This window comes from Methylobacterium tarhaniae, assembly GCF_001043955.1.
Classification (GTDB): Bacteria; Pseudomonadota; Alphaproteobacteria; order Rhizobiales; family Beijerinckiaceae; genus Methylobacterium; species Methylobacterium tarhaniae.
This window is the reverse complement of sequence record NZ_LABZ01000215.1, coordinates 1-14,343: the sequence shown is the minus strand read 5'-3', so window position 1 is coordinate 14,343 and position 14,343 is coordinate 1. Positions and strand designations below refer to the sequence as shown.

The following is a 14,343-nucleotide window of genomic DNA, read 5'->3' as shown; positions in this document are numbered from 1 at the left end:
GGGCGGGAGAGGGGAACCACGGTTCCGGATATAACGGCACCGTTCTGACGGGCGCCAAGCCCTGAAGCGTCGCGCCGCCCCTCTCGGCGGGACTTCGTCCCGCTGCGCTCACTCCGTTCGCCACCCTCCCCCGCAGAGGGGGAAGGGTTGGGGTGGCGCCTTGTCGACGATCGGGACGTGAAGGGGGGTCGCAGTGAAGGTCTACGGCGACATGGTATCGGGCAACTGCCTGAAGGTGCGGTACGTCGCCGACCACCTCGGGCTCGCCTATGAGTGGATCCCGATCGACATCATGCAGGGCGAGACTCGGACCGCCGACTACCTCGCCCGCTTCCCCGCCGGCCAGGTGCCCGGCGTCGAGTTCCCGGACGGTCGCCGCCTGGCGCAGTCCAACGCCATCATCCGATACCTCGCCCGCGGCTCCGCCCTGCTGCCGGACGATGCCTGGACCCAGGCCAGGATCGACGAATGGCTGTTCTGGGAGCAGTACAGCCACGAGCCGACCATCGCGGTCTGCCGCTTCCACATGCGCTACAAGGGCGAACCGGCCGAGACCCGAGACCCGAAGAGGGTGGCCGGGGGTGAAGCCGCCCTCGACCTCATGGAGCGACACTTGACCGCCGCCGACTGGTTCGTCGGGAATGCGGTCAGCATCGCGGATGTCGCCTTGTTCGCCTATACGCAATTCGCCGACGAGGGCGGATTCGACCTCTCGGGCCGGCCCGCCATCCGGGCCTGGCTCACCCGCTGCGGGGACGCGCTCCCCACATCCGCCACCGTCGCCGGGGTCGCTTAAGACCCGCCGCCGGCCCGATCACTTCACGAACTGAGCACTCTTCCGATGGGCAAGGTCACAGGCTTCCTCGAATTCGACCGGCAGGAGCAGAAGTATCAGCTCGCGGCCGACCGCGTGCGCCACTTCCTCGAATTCACCCTGCCGCTCGACGAGCACGACCTGAAGAAGCAGGCGGCGCGCTGCATGGATTGCGGCATCCCGTTCTGCCACGGCCCGACCGGCTGTCCGGTCCACAACCAGATCCCGGACTGGAACGACCTCGTCTACAACGCGGATTGGGAGGAGGCGGCGCGCAACCTGCACTCCACCAACAACTTTCCGGAATTTACCGGTCGCATCTGCCCGGCGCCGTGCGAGGAGGCCTGCACCCTCAACCTCGAGAACCAGCCGGTGGCGATCAAGACCATCGAGCAGGCGATCGCCGACAAGGCGTGGAGCATGGGCTGGGTGGTCCCTGAGCCGGCCGAGGCGAAGACCGGCAAGAAGGTGGCGGTGATCGGCTCGGGGCCGGCCGGCCTCGCGGCGGCCCAGCAGCTCGCCCGCGTCGGCCATGACGTCCACGTCTTCGAGCGCGAGCCGAAGGCCGGCGGCCTGCTCCGCTACGGCATCCCCGACTTCAAGATGGAGAAGCGCCACATCGACCGCCGGGTGCGGCAGATGGAGGCCGAGGGCGTGCAGTTCCATTACGGCGTCAACGTGGGCGTCACCCGCTCCTTCGCCAGCCTGCACAACGAGTTCGACGCCGTGCTGTTCGCCGGCGGCGCCGAGGCCCCGCGCGATCCCGGCCTGCCGGGCCAGGAGCTCGAGGGCGTGCACTTCGCCATGCCCTACCTCGTCCAGTCGAACCGGCGCGTCGGCCATGAGCCGGCGACGGCCGAGGAGCCGATCCTCGCCGCCGGCAAGAACGTGGTGGTGATCGGCGGCGGCGACACGGCGTCGGACTGCGTCGGCACCGCCTTCCGCCAGGGCGCCCTCTCGGTGACCCAGCTCGACATCCGCCCGCGCCCGCCGGAGCGCGAGGACAAGCTGACCGTGTGGCCCTACTGGGCGACCAAGATGCGCACCTCGTCGAGCCAGGCCGAAGGCGCCGAGCGCGAGTTCCAGGCCGCGACGCTCCGCATCGAGGGCAACAAGAAGGGCAAGGTGAAGGGCGTGGTCTGCGCCCGGGTCGACGAGTCCCGCAAGCCGATCGCCGGCTCCGAGTTCCTGCTGCCCGCCGACCTCGTCTTCATGGCGATCGGCTTCGCCGGCCCGGTGGCCAAGGGGCTGCTGGAGGAATCCGGCGTCGCGCGCGACAAGCGCGGCAACGTGCTCGCCGACGACACCCAGTACCGCACCTCCAACGACAAGGTGTGGGTGGCCGGCGACATGCGCCGCGGCCAGTCCCTGGTGGTCTGGGCGATCCGCGAGGGCCGTCAGGCCGCTCGCGCCATCGACGAGGCCCTGATGGGCGCGACGACCCTGCCGCTCTGACGGCAGGCTCCGCGGCAGGGATCCGTTCCCACCGGCGCGCCGGGTTCGATCGACGACAAGCGGGACCTGCTCCGTCCGGGGCGGGTCCCGTTGTCGTTCGGGCCTTGGTCGCGCGGGACCTCGCCGATGCGGTGCCGAGGATCCATGCCGGTCGATCGGCCCCTCGCCATTTTTATATTTATTCTAAGTTACGCAATGCCGACCGAGTGATCCGCTGCCGCCATCGTGAGGTGAACGTTGCGGAAGATGCGTTGTTGCCACACTGATGGTGATTGCGACCGGGGCTGGAACCTTTCCAAATCATGCTTCTGCGCGACGATTGATTGCCGACGGGCGAGCCCCTACGCCGCAGGGAGGCAATTCGTCCCCCCGAGGTCCCCGTGCACTCAATCTCCCGCTCCGCGATACGGCGCCGGTCGCCGCTGCTCCTCGCGCTGCTCGCGGGGGCGGCGCCGATCCTCGCGGCCGGGGCTGCGGGGGCGCAAGCGACCGGCGACCTCATCGCCCTCGACACGATCACCGTCGCGGGCGTGCCGCCATTCCGGGAGACCGCCACCGGCCCGGTCCAGGGCTACCGCGCGACCCGCAGCGCCACCGCGACCAAGACCGACACGGCGCTTCGCGACACGCCCCAGACGGTCAACGTCGTCCCGCGCGAAGTCCTGGTCGATCGCCAGGAGACGAGGCTCGCCGACGCCCTGTTCAACGTCAGCAACGTGCAGCCCGGCGGTACCCTCCAGGGCCGCAGCGACACCTTCCTCATCCGCGGCTTCCGGACCCAGAGCTACGCCATCGACGGCGTGTTCATGAACCAGGCCAACACCTTCTACCCGGTCCAGCGCGACTTCGCCGATATCGAGCGGATCGAGGTCCTGAAGGGACCGGCCTCGGTGCTCTACGGCCGCGGCGATCCGGGCGGCGTCATCAACATCGTCACCCGCCAGCCGAGCCCGGTGCCGACGGCCGATGCCAGCATCCAGGGCGGCAGCTTCGGCTTCCGGCGGGTGCAGGGGTCGGTCTCGGGCCCGGTTCCGGGCGTCGAGGGGCTGGCCGCGCGCCTGAGCTTCGCCTCCCAGGGCGATTCGACCTTCCGCAACCTCGCCGGCCGGGAGAATTCCCGCTCCTTCGTCGCACCCGCGATCACCTGGAACCCGAGCCCGGATACCCGGGTCTCCTTCATCGGCGAGTTCACCCGTCAGGACACCGCCTATGACGAGGGTCTGGCCGCCCGGAACGGCCGGGTGCCGCTCGACGACATCGCGCGCTTTTACGGCGAACCGTTCGCGAGCTACAACGCCACCGCCAATTTCGGCACGCTGAAGGTCGAGCACGACTTCAACGAGCATCTGATGATCCGTCAGGTGCTCAATGCCCAGAGCGGCACCTTCGACGTCTTCGCGCCTCGCGCCGTCGGCTTGTCGGCCAACGGAAGGCTGGTCAACCGGCGCACCAGCGGCATCAACTCGGCTTTTGCGGCCGTCGACAGCCAGACGGAACTGGTCGCCAAGTTCGAATGGCTCGGCCTGCGCCACACCGCCCTGGTGGGGGTCGAGTACTTCAACGGCTACCGGCGGGCCTACACGACGCAGGGCACGCTCGCCTCGGTGAGCTTCGACAATCCCATTCTCGGTGTCGCACGGCCGGGCGCGATGGGATTCTTGAGCGAAATCAAGCAAAAGAACGAACTCACCGGCCTCTACGCCCAGGATCAGATCGATCTCGGCTACGGCCTTCAGCTCCTGCTCGGCGTCCGCTACGACGCGGGGACGCAGTTCTACTTCAACAGGACGGCGGCCTCCCGCACGATTCCGCCCGACCAGGAACTGTCCGGGACGTCGCCGCGGGTCGGCCTCATCTACCGGGTGGCCGAGCCGCTGGCGCTCTACGCGAGCTACACGACCTCGTTCAAGCCGCAGACCGACAACGTCCTCGGCACTTCCAACCCGCCACCGGAGACCGGGGAGCAGGTCGAGGTCGGGACCCGCTTCGATCTCTCGCCGGACCTGAGCCTGACCGCCTCGGTGTTCGACATCACCCGCAACAACGTCTCGGTCACCGATCCGGCCAATACCGGGTTCTCGATCATCACCGGGCAGCAGCGCTCGAAAGGCGTCGAGGCTGACCTCGCGGGCACGATCCTGCCGGGCTGGAAGATCATCGGCGGCGTCGGCTACACCGACGCCCGGATCACCCGCGACACGACCTTCGCGATCGGCAATCGGCTGGGCGGCGTGCCGCTGTTCAGCGGCAGCGTCTGGAGTACCTACCAGTTCCAGGACGGGCCCTGGCGCGGCCTCGGAATCGGCGCAGGCCTGACCTATGTCGGCTCGCGCTTCGGCGACATCGGCAACACCTACAAGGTCGGTGCCTATACCCGCGTCGATGCGGCCGTATTCTACGACCTCAACGAGCACGCCCGGTTCTCGCTGAACCTGCGCAACCTGACCGACGCGCGCTACATCGAGCAGACGTTCAACCCGGTCAACAACCTGCCGGGGGCGCCGTTCTCGGTGCTGGCGACGATCACGGCGCGGATGTGAACCGTCTGCGCGTCCGATCGATTGCTTCAGGCGATCCCGTCGGATCGCTTACGGGCAAGGCGGGAGGCGGCTTCGCTCGGGCGTGTGGCGCCTCCAGTTCCACCGCGCGGGCGGGCGAGACGAAATCCAGAAGTGACTCCCGGTTTTCGTATCACCCCCGCGGCCAGCGGAAATCATCCGCGCGGCCGGGCTGGGGCGTGGGCGCCGCGCCGCGGATCAGGCTGCGCTCCAGGGTATAGCCGGTGTCGCGGTCGATCCGCGGCCGGCCGGTGACGAGCTGGCCGCCGGGCGCGACATCGTTGCGGGTGAGCGGCAGGACCGGGCCGGCGGCCGGCTTGACCGGCAGGGCCGGGATGCCCGGCGGCTCCGGAAGGCTCGGCAGCATCGCGGTGATGAGCCGGTCGATCGCCGCGTCGTCGTCGAGCTTGCCCGAACCCGCCGCCGGTGGCGCCTCCGGGGTCAGGGTCGAGACGGCATCCGGGAGGGCAGGGGTGCCGGTCGTCGCCTCGATCAGCCGCTTGATCTCGACATCGGCGAAATGTGCCGCCTTGCGTGCACCGGCCTGGGTGAAGTGCACCCCGTCGGAGGTGCGCAGGCGCGCCTGCTGTCCCTCGAGGTCGGGCCCGTTCGCGGCGTAGCGGTTGTTCTCGTCGACGAAGGCCGGCCAGATATCGACGTAGACGCCGCCCGCGCGCTGCACCCGATCGCGAAAGATCTCGTTGAGCGAGGTGATGTCGGCCGAGAGGGTGTCGCTCTTCATCGGCGGCTCGCCGACCCACACCACCGGCACCTTGCGGTCGGCGAAGACCTTCAGCAGCGCGTCGACCCGGTCGCGGTAGAGGGCGCGCCAGCGCTCGCTCAGGGGCTCGATGGTCTGGTCGCCGTCGCGCAAGGGCTGGCGGTCGTTGGCGCCGATCATCACGACGGCGTAGGACAGCTTCGGGTTGGACTTGAGGTAGTCCTCCGCCGCCTTCGGCCAGTCGACCACGTCCTTGCGTACGAGGCCGCTGTCACCCTTGGCGCGGCGGATCACCACCACGTCCGGCTTCGCCTCGTAGACGGTGTCGAGGCCCTGGCCCAGCAGCTCGGCGAGGGAATCGCCGAACACCGCGATCTGCGTGCGCGGGTCGGTCTTGGGCTTCGGGGCGGCGGGCCGCGCCACGACCGGGGCCGGGCGGGGCTTGGGCCGCTGGACCGAGCGCCCCTCGCGGCTATGCACCACCTCGCGCTCCCGTTCCCGCTCCCGCTCCCGCCGCGGGCGGGGCGTCCGGTAAGCGCCGCGATAGGCGGGCCGCCCGGCATCCTGGGCCTGGCTCTGGGGCTGCGCCGCGGGCCGGTCCTCCCAGGGCCAGTAGAATTGCCGCTGCGGCTCGGGCGCCGGGGCAGGGGCCTGGCGATAGGCGGGAGCCCGGCGGTAGCCATAGCCGTCGTCGTAGTACTGGGCCCGGGCGGCCCCCGGCAGGGCCAAGCCCCCGCACAGAGTCCCGAGCAGGCTCCAGAGGACGAGGCGCGACAGCTTCCGTCCCGCCGGCCATCCCATCCGCATCGTCCTCGGCTCCGACCGCATCCTCATCCGGTCGAGTATAGCGCGGCAACCGGTTGCGGCCCACCCCGGCCCGCGGGCGGGACGCCGCGTTCGTGCCGCATCAAGGTTAGGGGATGATAAAGGCCAGTGTAAAACCTCCATTCAGCATCGCGGAACATCGCCGCGATACGACGAGGCGACCGGTTGCCGCGACGACCGGCCGTTAAGCGGTGCGCGCCGATGATGGGCACCAAGCGAGCGACGGATCGACAACACGTCGCCGCATGACAGGCGGGTGTTCCGGATGGTTCGGACTGTACGGCGGCTGGGTCTCCAGGCCGCGCTCATCCTCGCGATCGGGTCTGCGGTCTTGCTGAGCCGGGGCGGCCGGGAGGCCGCGGCCGTCACCCTGCGGCCGGCGCTCGACCCGGTCCCGATCGCCGCGGCCCTGGCCCGGCCGGTCGCCCCGGCACCGGCGCCCGGCGTGCGGGTCGTGCTGCCGCTGCCCTGGACGAATGGCAGCGCCGAGCTGGCGAACGAGGTCCTGACCGCCCGCTACGGAGCCGGCCTCAGCGGTTCGCGGTGACCACCGGCGACACCGCCCGGCCGAGGGAGACCCAGCGGACGCCTTCGTCCCCCTCGCGCTTGATGAAGGTGTAGCCGGTCTTGTGCCAGGGCAGCACGGCGCTGGTCTTATTGTCGAGAACCAGGTCGCCGCGGTCGGTGCGCAGCATCAGCACGGCGTGGCCCTCGCCCTTCTCGTCGATCACCACCGTCATCCGCATCGCCCGGCGCGGCAGGCCGGCCTGGGCCAGCAGCTTGCGCTTGAGGAGCTGGAAATCCTCGCAATCGCCCGAGCCGTCCTCGGCGAGGTCCCAGCGGTCCGGCACGCCCCAGTGCTCCTGGTCGGTGACGGCGCGCAGGCTGGTATTCACCTGGCGGTTGATGCCGGTGACCGTGTGCCACAGCCGCGGGGTCAGCGTGACCTGCGCCGGCTCGCCCGGATCCACCGCGCATTCCGAGGCGTAGCGCGCGCAGAACTCGGACCAGGCCGGCACCGGCCGCGCCTCGCCGACGGTGGCGGCCGGAATCGTGACCGCGGGGAGCGCCGCCAGGGTCTGGCTGCCCGCCCCGCTCACCGAGGCCAGAAGCCCACCCGCGAGACCGGCGGCGACCGCCGCGGCCCGCGCCATTCCGATTCCGCCTTTGCGACCCGCGATACGCATGCGACCCGTACCCGCAACCGTTAAGCTCTCGTTAACGAGTTGGTCGCACGCCGGGTCCGCGAGGGCAACGGCCGAGTTAAGAAAAGGTTAACCTCCGTTCACAGGCTTGCGGGAGCCGGTCGGTTGCCGGCTCACACCCGCCGCAGCGAGAGCGCGGCGATCACGGCAGCACCGAGCAGGGTCGCCGCCACCGGGGTCGCCGAGCCGTCGTGCCATGTCGCGACCACGAGGGTGAACAGGGCGCCGAGCGCCATCTGCATGAAGCCGTAGAGGCTCGAGGCCGAGCCGGCGGCGTGGGGATCGACGTTCATGAGGCCCGCCACCGCATTCGGTCCCAGAAGCCCGATGCCGACCGCGTAGAACACGAGCGGCGCGAGCAGCGTCACCACCGTGAGATGCCCGCTGCGATCGATCGCCAGGAGCGCCAGGGCGGCAGCGAGGCAGATGCCGTTGCCGATCCTGGCGGCGCGCTGGATCGGCATCCGACCCGCCAGGCGCCCGGCCGCCGCCGATCCGATCACCATCCCGGCCACCACGATCAGGCAATCGAGCCCCACTTCCTGCGACGAGCGTCCGAGCCGGTCGACGAGGAGGAAGGGCGCCACCGCCAGGAAGGCGTAGAGGCTGGTGCCGGCGCAGGCCCCGGCGAGCAGGTAGGCCCGGTAGGCGGGATGGCGCAGGAGGCGCAGATAGGCCCCCGCCACCGCGCCGATGCCCGGCAGCGCGACCGGTCGCCGGTTGGTCTCCGGCAGGGTGAGCACCACCAGGGCGCCGAGCCCCGCCACCACCGCCGCCAGCACCACGAACACCGCCCGCCAGCCGAAGGCGCCGTTGACGAGGCCGCCGATCGCGGGCGCCAGCGCCGGCGTCAGCGTCATCGCCATGGTGAGGATCGCGATCTTGCGGGCGGCGTCGGCGGCGGTCGAGACGTCCCGCACCATCGCCCGGCCGAGCACCAGCGAGCCGCAGGCCCCGAGCGATTGCAGCACCCGGGCGACGATCAGCACCTCGATCGAGGTGGCGGGAATCGCGAGGAGCAGCCCGGCGAGATAGAGCGACAGGCCGGCGATCAGCACCGGGCGGCGGCCGAACCGGTCCGAGAGCGGCCCGTAGACCAGCTGCCCGCAGGCGAGGCCGACGAGGTAGAGGGTGATGGTCAGCTGCGCCGCGACCGGCGTGGTGCCGAGGTCGGCGGCCGCCGCCGCCAGGGCCGGCACGAAGATATGGAGGGCCACCGTCCCGGTCATCGTCACGGCGACGAGGAGAGGCAGCGACGCCCGGCCTTCTGCCAGCGCCTGGCCCTTCGGCGGGGACGCTGGGCCGGAGCGCCTCGGTGACATCTTCATCGCTCGGTCTGCTCGCGGATCCTACGGGCGGGATCGTCCTCTGTAAGGCGAGCCCGGGTGCACGAGGCATGCCGGTCCGGAATGGCTGGGCCCTGACGCCGGCCCTGCGGCTCGCGCGGTGTCAGCCCGGCCTCGCGGCGCCACACATCACATCCTGGTGACCGCCTCGATCTTGTTTGTCTGCGAACAATCAGGACAATAATCACAGTCTCACGGCGCGGCGGCCGGATTCTGCCTGCGCGCCGCGCCCCCGGCCCCGGGGCCCGGGGCAGGCGATGCCGCAGGAGATGCCGATGTCCGATCGCGTGTTCGTTCCCGGCCCTCGGTCGAGATCCTTTCCCGGTGACGACGCGTCCTCCCGCGGGAGCCTGTCGGTGCGCCGCCTGCGCGAGATCGAGGCCCTGCTCGGGGTCTCGTTCCCGCCGCCGTCCGATCCGGAGGCCGAGGAGCAGGGGGACGGCGTCTTCGCGTGTCAGGCGGTCGACCTCCTGCGCGCGTTTCACAGGATCACGGATCCCGAGGCCCGCCGCGCGGTGCTGCGCCTGGTCACGGAGGCCGCGCGCGGCGAGCGGGCCTGAGGCGGCAGCGTCCCTGCGACACCGGCACCGCGCTTCCCGGCGCGAACCGGGAGGGCGGGCGGCCGTTGCCCCGGGTCGCCGCCCGCGAGAGGCGGCCTTCCAGCAGGAGAACATCCCGATGCGAGGGACGCTGATCGCGGCATCGTTGCTGCTTCCGCTCGTCGCCACCGCCGCCGCCGCGACGCCCTGCGCCGAGCAGATCGCCACGATCGAGCGCCGCCTCGAGAGTCCCGGTGCCGCCGCGGTGACCGGCAGCACGCCGAGTGCGGCGGGCTCGCCCAAGGCCCTGGCGGCGCCGCCGGCGGGCCGGCCGAGTGACCCCGCGACGGTGCCGCAGGCCGGCCGCATCGCCGAAGCCCGCGGCCTGATCGCCACGGCGCGCGAGCAGGACCGGGCCGGCAACGCTCAAGGGTGCAACGGCACCATGACCCGCGCCAAGGAGCTGATCGGCGCGCTGCCCTGACCCGCCCGCCCGCGCTCCCGCGCGGGAGCGCGCCTCAAAAGCTCTCGCGCAGGCGCCGCATCACGTGGACCCAGTCCCGCGGGGTGGGGGATGTTCCCGAGATCCGGTATCGATCCTGGCGGGCGAGACGGCCCTCGCGGGCGAGGCGGCGGGCGTCCCGCGGGGTCATGGCGAACCGCACCCGGAACGAGCGGCTGAAATGCGTCTCGCTCGTGAAGCCGCTGCGATAGGCGACCTGCGCGATGGTGGTCCGCTCGTCGTCGGGCCGGCTCAGGGCCGTGAAGGCCCGGTCGAGCCGGCGCCCGGCCACGTAGGCCATGACGCCGCCCTCGAAGCCGAACAGCCGGTACAGGGTCGCTCGCGAGACCCGGCAGGCCGCCGCGATGCTGGCGGGGCTCAGGTTCGGGTCGTCGAGGTGCCGGTCGATATGGGCGCAGATCCGCTCGTGCACGCTGGCGCCGGCCGCCGCGCGCACCCGAGGATCGGCCTCCCGCAGGTCGCTGCCTGCCATGAGCAGGCAGAGCGCCTCGAGGGCGGCGTCCGCCTCCCGTGGCGAGAGGGATGCCGCATGATCGGCCAGGCTGCGCAGGTGGCTCCCGATCACCGCCGCGATCGCGCTGCCCCGGCCGATCGCCCGCCCGTGCAGGTCATGCGAGCCGGCGACCGGCAGCCGGTCCCGCGGCAGGATCAGCGTCAGGTTGGAAAAATCCGTCGCTCGCGTGCGCAGCGTGCCGTTGAGGTCGAGGATGTTGATGTCGCCGGCCTCCACCGCCACCGTCCTGTCGCCGCACAGGCCCTCGAAGCCGCCGCTGAGGTAGTGCTGGATCACGATGTGGTCCCAGCCGGAGCTGCGGACGTCGTCCATGTCGCGCTGGAAGGTTTGCGCCCGTGACGTGCAGCGCGTCAGCAGGGCATCGGCGATCGGGGCGGCCTGCACCTCGGCCCGGAAGGCCGCGGCGGCGTCCTCGTCGAGGCTGACCCGGAACAGGGGCTGCACCAGATCGTGCCAGAGAGCGAATTGCTGCTCGGCCGCGAGGCGCCCGAGCATGAAGTCCGTCGTGTCCTCGTCCGGCATCGCGTCGGTATCAACTCCCTCGGTCGGCCGGGGGCCTGGTCTCCGGCCGCCTCGCTGCGAGGGCTCGCATCGAGGCGGTGCGGCCCCGTCATCCATCACCGCCGCAGCTCCCGGATCGATGCGCGAACAAGGCATCTGCGTCAATCGGGGGCATGCTCCACGCTTCATCTTCGATAGTCGTAGACGGGGTCCCGCGAGAAGGGATCACGGGGGCTTGATGTTGAGACGACCGGAGATCTTTTTGAGATGCCGTGCGCCCTCATTCCGCGCGGCACGTCGCCGATCATGCTACGAAACGTGGATCCTCTCTCCGTCGACAAGCAGTTTCGTCATGGCCGGGCCGAGTTTCGGGAATGTCCCGCATCAGAACAGGGACGTCCGGCCGGGTGCTGCCGGACGCGTGGCCTCCCTCGTCCTGACCGTCGCCCTTGCCCTGGCCATCGCGCTCGTGGCGGCGGTGCCGCTGATGGCGGCCCCCTGAGCCTGCCCGGCGTGGGATCCAGCCAGATCTCGTCAAAATGTTTTCCGGTTTTGCGATAAAAAGCTGAGGTTGAAAAATCTTAATCTGCCAAATATTTGGCATGTCCACAGTACACGGCAGCAGTGTGAGGCGTGCAGCGATCGGCTGTCCCGCCCTCGACCTCGTCCTGAGGTGTCGGCGATCGAAGATCACGCTCCATCGAAGGTGGACTGGCTTCGACGGAGGGCTCCGGGGATCGCAGAGTTTTCTGGAGCCCTCCTTCGAGGCTCGCTTCGCTCACGCCTCAGGATGCGGTCGCGGGTGCGAGAACTTGACCCGCAAGCTTGGCCCATACGGGCCTCGGTTCCTGTCGTGTGCCGTGTAGCCCGCCACCGCCAGCCCGCTTAGCCGCGCCAGCCCGCCGGAGGCCCGCCCAGCTTGATGCCGGCGCGACGAAACAGCGTCAGCCAGATCGTGTTCAGCTCGCTGCGGGTCGCGTCGCTCGCCGCGAGGTCGACCAGGAAGCAGCGCACCTCGTATTCGAGGCCGTGCTCGCCGATCCGCATCAGGAGGGCGCTCGGGGCCGGGTGAGCCGCGACGTTGGGGTGGCGCTCGACGACCTTCAGCAGGATCTCGTGCAGCACCTCGATGTCGGTCTCCTTGTCGAGGAGCAGCGGCACGCGCAGGCGCTGGGTGTCGTCCGTGAGGGTCTTGTTGCGGACGATCGAGGTGATGAGGTCGGTGTTCGGCACCACGAGGTCGGTGCGGTCGCCGGTGGCGATCAGGGTGGAGCGCACGCTGATCTTCCTCACCCGGCCCTCCTCGCCCTTCACGGTGACGAGGTCGCCGACCCGGATCGGCCGTTCGGCGAGCACGATCAGCCCCGAGACGAAGTTCGACACGATGCTCTGCAGGCCGAAGCCGATGCCGACCGAGAGGGCACCGGCGATCACCGTGAGGCTCTGCGGGTTCACCCCGAGCTGGCCGAGGGCCACCACCAGCGTCAGGGCGAGGCCGCCATAGCCCACCACCGTGATGACCGAGTAGCGCGCGCCGGAATCGAGCCGTGTATGGGGCAGGAAGCGCCGGTCGAGCCAGCCGGTGGCGAGCCGGGTCGCCAGCAGGCCGGACCCGAAGACGATGAGCGCGAGGCCGGCGGCTCCCACCCAGCCGCGCAGGTCCGCCACGGTGGTGCCGAGGAAGGCGTCCTGGAACGGGTTCAGCTCGCCATGGGCGAGGCTCCACGGTCCGATGACCACGAACACCATCGCGCCGACGACGAGTGCGTGCAGCAGGCCCGAGGCGGCGATCGAGGCGAGGGCCAGGGTCTCGGGCCGCAGGGTGAAGGTGCGGCACAGCCCCGTGAGCCGGGCCGAGCGCGCGACGTCCTCGGCCCCGACCGAGAGCGCGTCGACGCAGATCAGCAGGATCCACCCGAGGGCCACCAGCACCCCGGTGACGAGGAGGCGCCCGACCAGGAAGGCGCCGAGGGCCGTCAGGCCGAGGAGCACGCAGGCGATCGCCGCCGCCGTCACCGCCCAGGCGACGGGTGCCAGGGCGCCGAGGAAGCCGACGGGGGACGCTGCCGCCATCGCGGCGGCCTCGTCCTCGCCCGGAGGGGGCGCGTGGGCGAGCCGCACCAGGGCGCCGGCGAGGAGGGCGCAGCAGGCGAGGACCGCGAGGATCGTCGCGGCCTCGCCGATCGCCACGCCCAGATGCGCCATGACGGTGAACTCGGCGAAGACGAGGGCGGCCGCGTAGATCATCAGCATCGCCGTGCCGGTGCGATGGATGGTCCGGGCCGCCCGGTCGCCGACGGCGAGGAGCCGCACCGCGGGGTCGCGCGGCGCCACCATCGCCCGCAGGATGCCGGTGCCGAGGAGCACGCCGGCGACCGCGGCCAGGAAGCGGACGAACAGGGAATCGAGGCTCCCGGGCGAGAGGTCGGTGTCGTCGTTGAGCAGGAGCAGGAGGGCGAGCGCCAGCGGGACCGGCACGACCATGACGCCGAGGTCGATCAGGGCGTGGATGGCGGCCGCCCGCCGCGGGCCGATGCCGGCCCGCTCGACGAAGCGGCGCCAGCGGCGCGCCAGGCGGCGGCCGACCGCGCGGAAGATCCAGGAGATCGCGAGCGCCAGGATCAGGATCACGGCGAGGCCGAGGAAATCCTCGTCCCAGGCATTGTCGGTCGCCCTCGCGCCGAGTTCCGCCATCCTCTCGCCGACCTGCGGCACCGCCCGGTCGAGGAGCTCGCTCCAGAAGGTCGGGGTGAGCGGGCTCGGGCTCGTGGCCAGGAGGCGCCGGGCGAACAGCGACCGGCGCGCCTCGGTCACGCGGTTCAGGAGATCCTCGGCGGCGCGCAGGCTCTGGCCGTCCTGGCGCAGCCGGGCCTCGACCTGGGCCAGGTCGGTCTCCGCCTGCCGCTTCTCGGCGCCGGCGGCGTCCGGGACGGTCGCGCGCCCGATCTCGGCGAGCTGCGCCTGGAGGCGGGAGCGGGCCGATTCGGTGTCCCGCCGCAGCGCCCTGGCCTCGGCGATCAGCGCCTCGATCCGGTCGCGGACCCCGAGAAGACCCTTGAAGTCGCCCTGCAACCGGTTCGCCTCGGCCTGGGCCGCCGCGATGCCGGCGCGCAGCTCGGCCCGACGCGCGTCGTCGGTCTGGGCCGCGGCCGGCAGCACCAGGGCGAGCAGCAGGGCGACGGCGCCGAGAACGAGGCCGCGAAGGAGGGCGGAGGCGGGAACAGGCATGGGAGGACAGCTCGGGACGCCGCGCCGTTGCGAGGCTTGGCCGCAGGCTGCCTAGCACGGCCGAACCGATCGGCAAGCGTTTCGGGCAAGCGTTTCGGGCAAGCGCTTCGGGCA

The 14,343-nt window shown here is 71.0% G+C and carries 12 protein-coding genes; 7 read left to right on the top strand and 5 right to left on the bottom strand.

Going from position 1 to position 14,343, the window contains the following annotated elements:
* The first annotated feature begins 193 nt into the window (after window positions 1-193).
* The 3 genes from VQ03_RS25995 (at window position 194) to VQ03_RS25985 (ending at window position 4,809) form a co-directional block, all read left to right on the top strand.
* Window positions 194-796 carry a glutathione S-transferase family protein gene (locus VQ03_RS25995; protein ID WP_048453813.1) on the top strand — a complete coding sequence of 201 codons (603 nt, stop codon included), beginning with the start codon at window positions 194-196 and terminating at the stop codon, window positions 794-796.
* Window positions 797-841: 45 nt separating this feature from the next.
* Window positions 842-2,269: a glutamate synthase subunit beta gene (locus VQ03_RS25990; protein ID WP_048453812.1), complete on the top strand. Its 1,428-nt coding sequence runs from the start codon at window positions 842-844 to the stop codon at window positions 2,267-2,269.
* 380 nt (window positions 2,270-2,649) lie between these two features.
* Window positions 2,650-4,809 carry a TonB-dependent siderophore receptor gene (locus tag VQ03_RS25985; protein WP_425350098.1) on the top strand — a complete coding sequence of 720 codons (2,160 nt, stop codon included), beginning with the start codon at window positions 2,650-2,652 and terminating at the stop codon, window positions 4,807-4,809.
* A gap of 151 nt (window positions 4,810-4,960) precedes the next feature.
* Here the strand turns inward: VQ03_RS25985 and VQ03_RS25980 are convergent, their stop codons facing one another.
* A complete protein-coding gene (locus VQ03_RS25980; RefSeq protein WP_425350097.1) occupies window positions 4,961-6,355 on the bottom strand; it encodes an SGNH/GDSL hydrolase family protein in 1,395 nt (464 codons plus the stop codon).
* Between the two features lie 283 nt (window positions 6,356-6,638).
* On the opposite strand from VQ03_RS25980, the gene VQ03_RS25975 reads away from it, so the two are divergent.
* Window positions 6,639-6,920, top strand: coding sequence for a hypothetical protein (locus VQ03_RS25975; protein WP_048453816.1), 282 nt, complete (start codon window positions 6,639-6,641; stop codon window positions 6,918-6,920).
* Here VQ03_RS25975 and VQ03_RS25970 read toward each other — a convergent pair.
* Both VQ03_RS25970 and VQ03_RS25965 read right to left on the bottom strand, forming a co-directional pair.
* Window positions 6,904-7,527, bottom strand: coding sequence for a transglutaminase-like cysteine peptidase (locus tag VQ03_RS25970; RefSeq protein ID WP_157064258.1), 624 nt, complete (start codon window positions 7,525-7,527; stop codon window positions 6,904-6,906). The genes VQ03_RS25975 and VQ03_RS25970 overlap by 17 nt on opposite strands.
* Window positions 7,528-7,691: 164 nt before the next feature.
* Window positions 7,692-8,900, bottom strand: a complete 1,209-nt coding sequence (locus VQ03_RS25965) for a multidrug effflux MFS transporter (protein WP_048453815.1) — start codon at window positions 8,898-8,900, stop codon at window positions 7,692-7,694.
* 380 nt (window positions 8,901-9,280) lie between these two features.
* Here VQ03_RS25965 and VQ03_RS25960 point away from each other — a divergent pair, with 380 nt between their 5' ends.
* Both VQ03_RS25960 and VQ03_RS25955 read left to right on the top strand, forming a co-directional pair.
* The gene (locus tag VQ03_RS25960) at window positions 9,281-9,484 is read left to right on the top strand and encodes a hypothetical protein (RefSeq protein WP_048453809.1); all 204 of its coding nucleotides are present in this window, start codon (window positions 9,281-9,283) and stop codon (window positions 9,482-9,484) included.
* A gap of 118 nt (window positions 9,485-9,602) precedes the next feature.
* Window positions 9,603-9,947, top strand: coding sequence for a hypothetical protein (locus VQ03_RS25955; protein ID WP_048453808.1), 345 nt, complete (start codon window positions 9,603-9,605; stop codon window positions 9,945-9,947).
* A 34-nt stretch (window positions 9,948-9,981) separates the two neighbouring features.
* Here VQ03_RS25955 and VQ03_RS25950 read toward each other — a convergent pair whose 3' ends face one another.
* On the bottom strand, window positions 9,982-11,022 hold the full coding sequence (locus tag VQ03_RS25950) for a helix-turn-helix domain-containing protein (protein WP_053078735.1): 1,041 nt from the start codon (window positions 11,020-11,022) through the stop codon (window positions 9,982-9,984).
* 331 nt (window positions 11,023-11,353) lie between these two features.
* On the opposite strand from VQ03_RS25950, the gene VQ03_RS33340 reads away from it, so the two are divergent.
* Window positions 11,354-11,503 carry a hypothetical protein gene (locus tag VQ03_RS33340; RefSeq protein WP_157064257.1) on the top strand — a complete coding sequence of 50 codons (150 nt, stop codon included), beginning with the start codon at window positions 11,354-11,356 and terminating at the stop codon, window positions 11,501-11,503.
* Window positions 11,504-11,886: 383 nt separating this feature from the next.
* On the opposite strand, the gene VQ03_RS25945 is transcribed toward VQ03_RS33340, so the two are convergent.
* Window positions 11,887-14,229 (bottom strand): DUF3772 domain-containing protein, encoded by a 2,343-nt coding sequence (locus VQ03_RS25945; RefSeq protein WP_048453807.1) that lies wholly within the window; start codon window positions 14,227-14,229, stop codon window positions 11,887-11,889.
* Window positions 14,230-14,343: the final 114 nt, after the last annotated feature.

Coding starts and splice junctions, on each gene's coding strand:
- VQ03_RS25990 (WP_048453812.1), top strand. CDS start 842: ATGGGCAAGGTCACAGGCTTCCTCGAATTCGACCGGCAGGAGCAGAAG.
- VQ03_RS25980 (WP_425350097.1), bottom strand. CDS start 6,355: ATGCGGATGGGATGGCCGGCGGGACGGAAGCTGTCGCGCCTCGTCCTC.
- VQ03_RS25975 (WP_048453816.1), top strand. CDS start 6,639: ATGGTTCGGACTGTACGGCGGCTGGGTCTCCAGGCCGCGCTCATCCTC.
- VQ03_RS25970 (WP_157064258.1), bottom strand. CDS start 7,527: ATGGCGCGGGCCGCGGCGGTCGCCGCCGGTCTCGCGGGTGGGCTTCTG.
- VQ03_RS25965 (WP_048453815.1), bottom strand. CDS start 8,900: ATGTCACCGAGGCGCTCCGGCCCAGCGTCCCCGCCGAAGGGCCAGGCG.
- VQ03_RS25955 (WP_048453808.1), top strand. CDS start 9,603: ATGCGAGGGACGCTGATCGCGGCATCGTTGCTGCTTCCGCTCGTCGCC.
- VQ03_RS25950 (WP_053078735.1), bottom strand. CDS start 11,022: ATGCCGGACGAGGACACGACGGACTTCATGCTCGGGCGCCTCGCGGCC.
- VQ03_RS33340 (WP_157064257.1), top strand. CDS start 11,354: ATGGCCGGGCCGAGTTTCGGGAATGTCCCGCATCAGAACAGGGACGTC.
- VQ03_RS25945 (WP_048453807.1), bottom strand. CDS start 14,229: ATGCCTGTTCCCGCCTCCGCCCTCCTTCGCGGCCTCGTTCTCGGCGCC.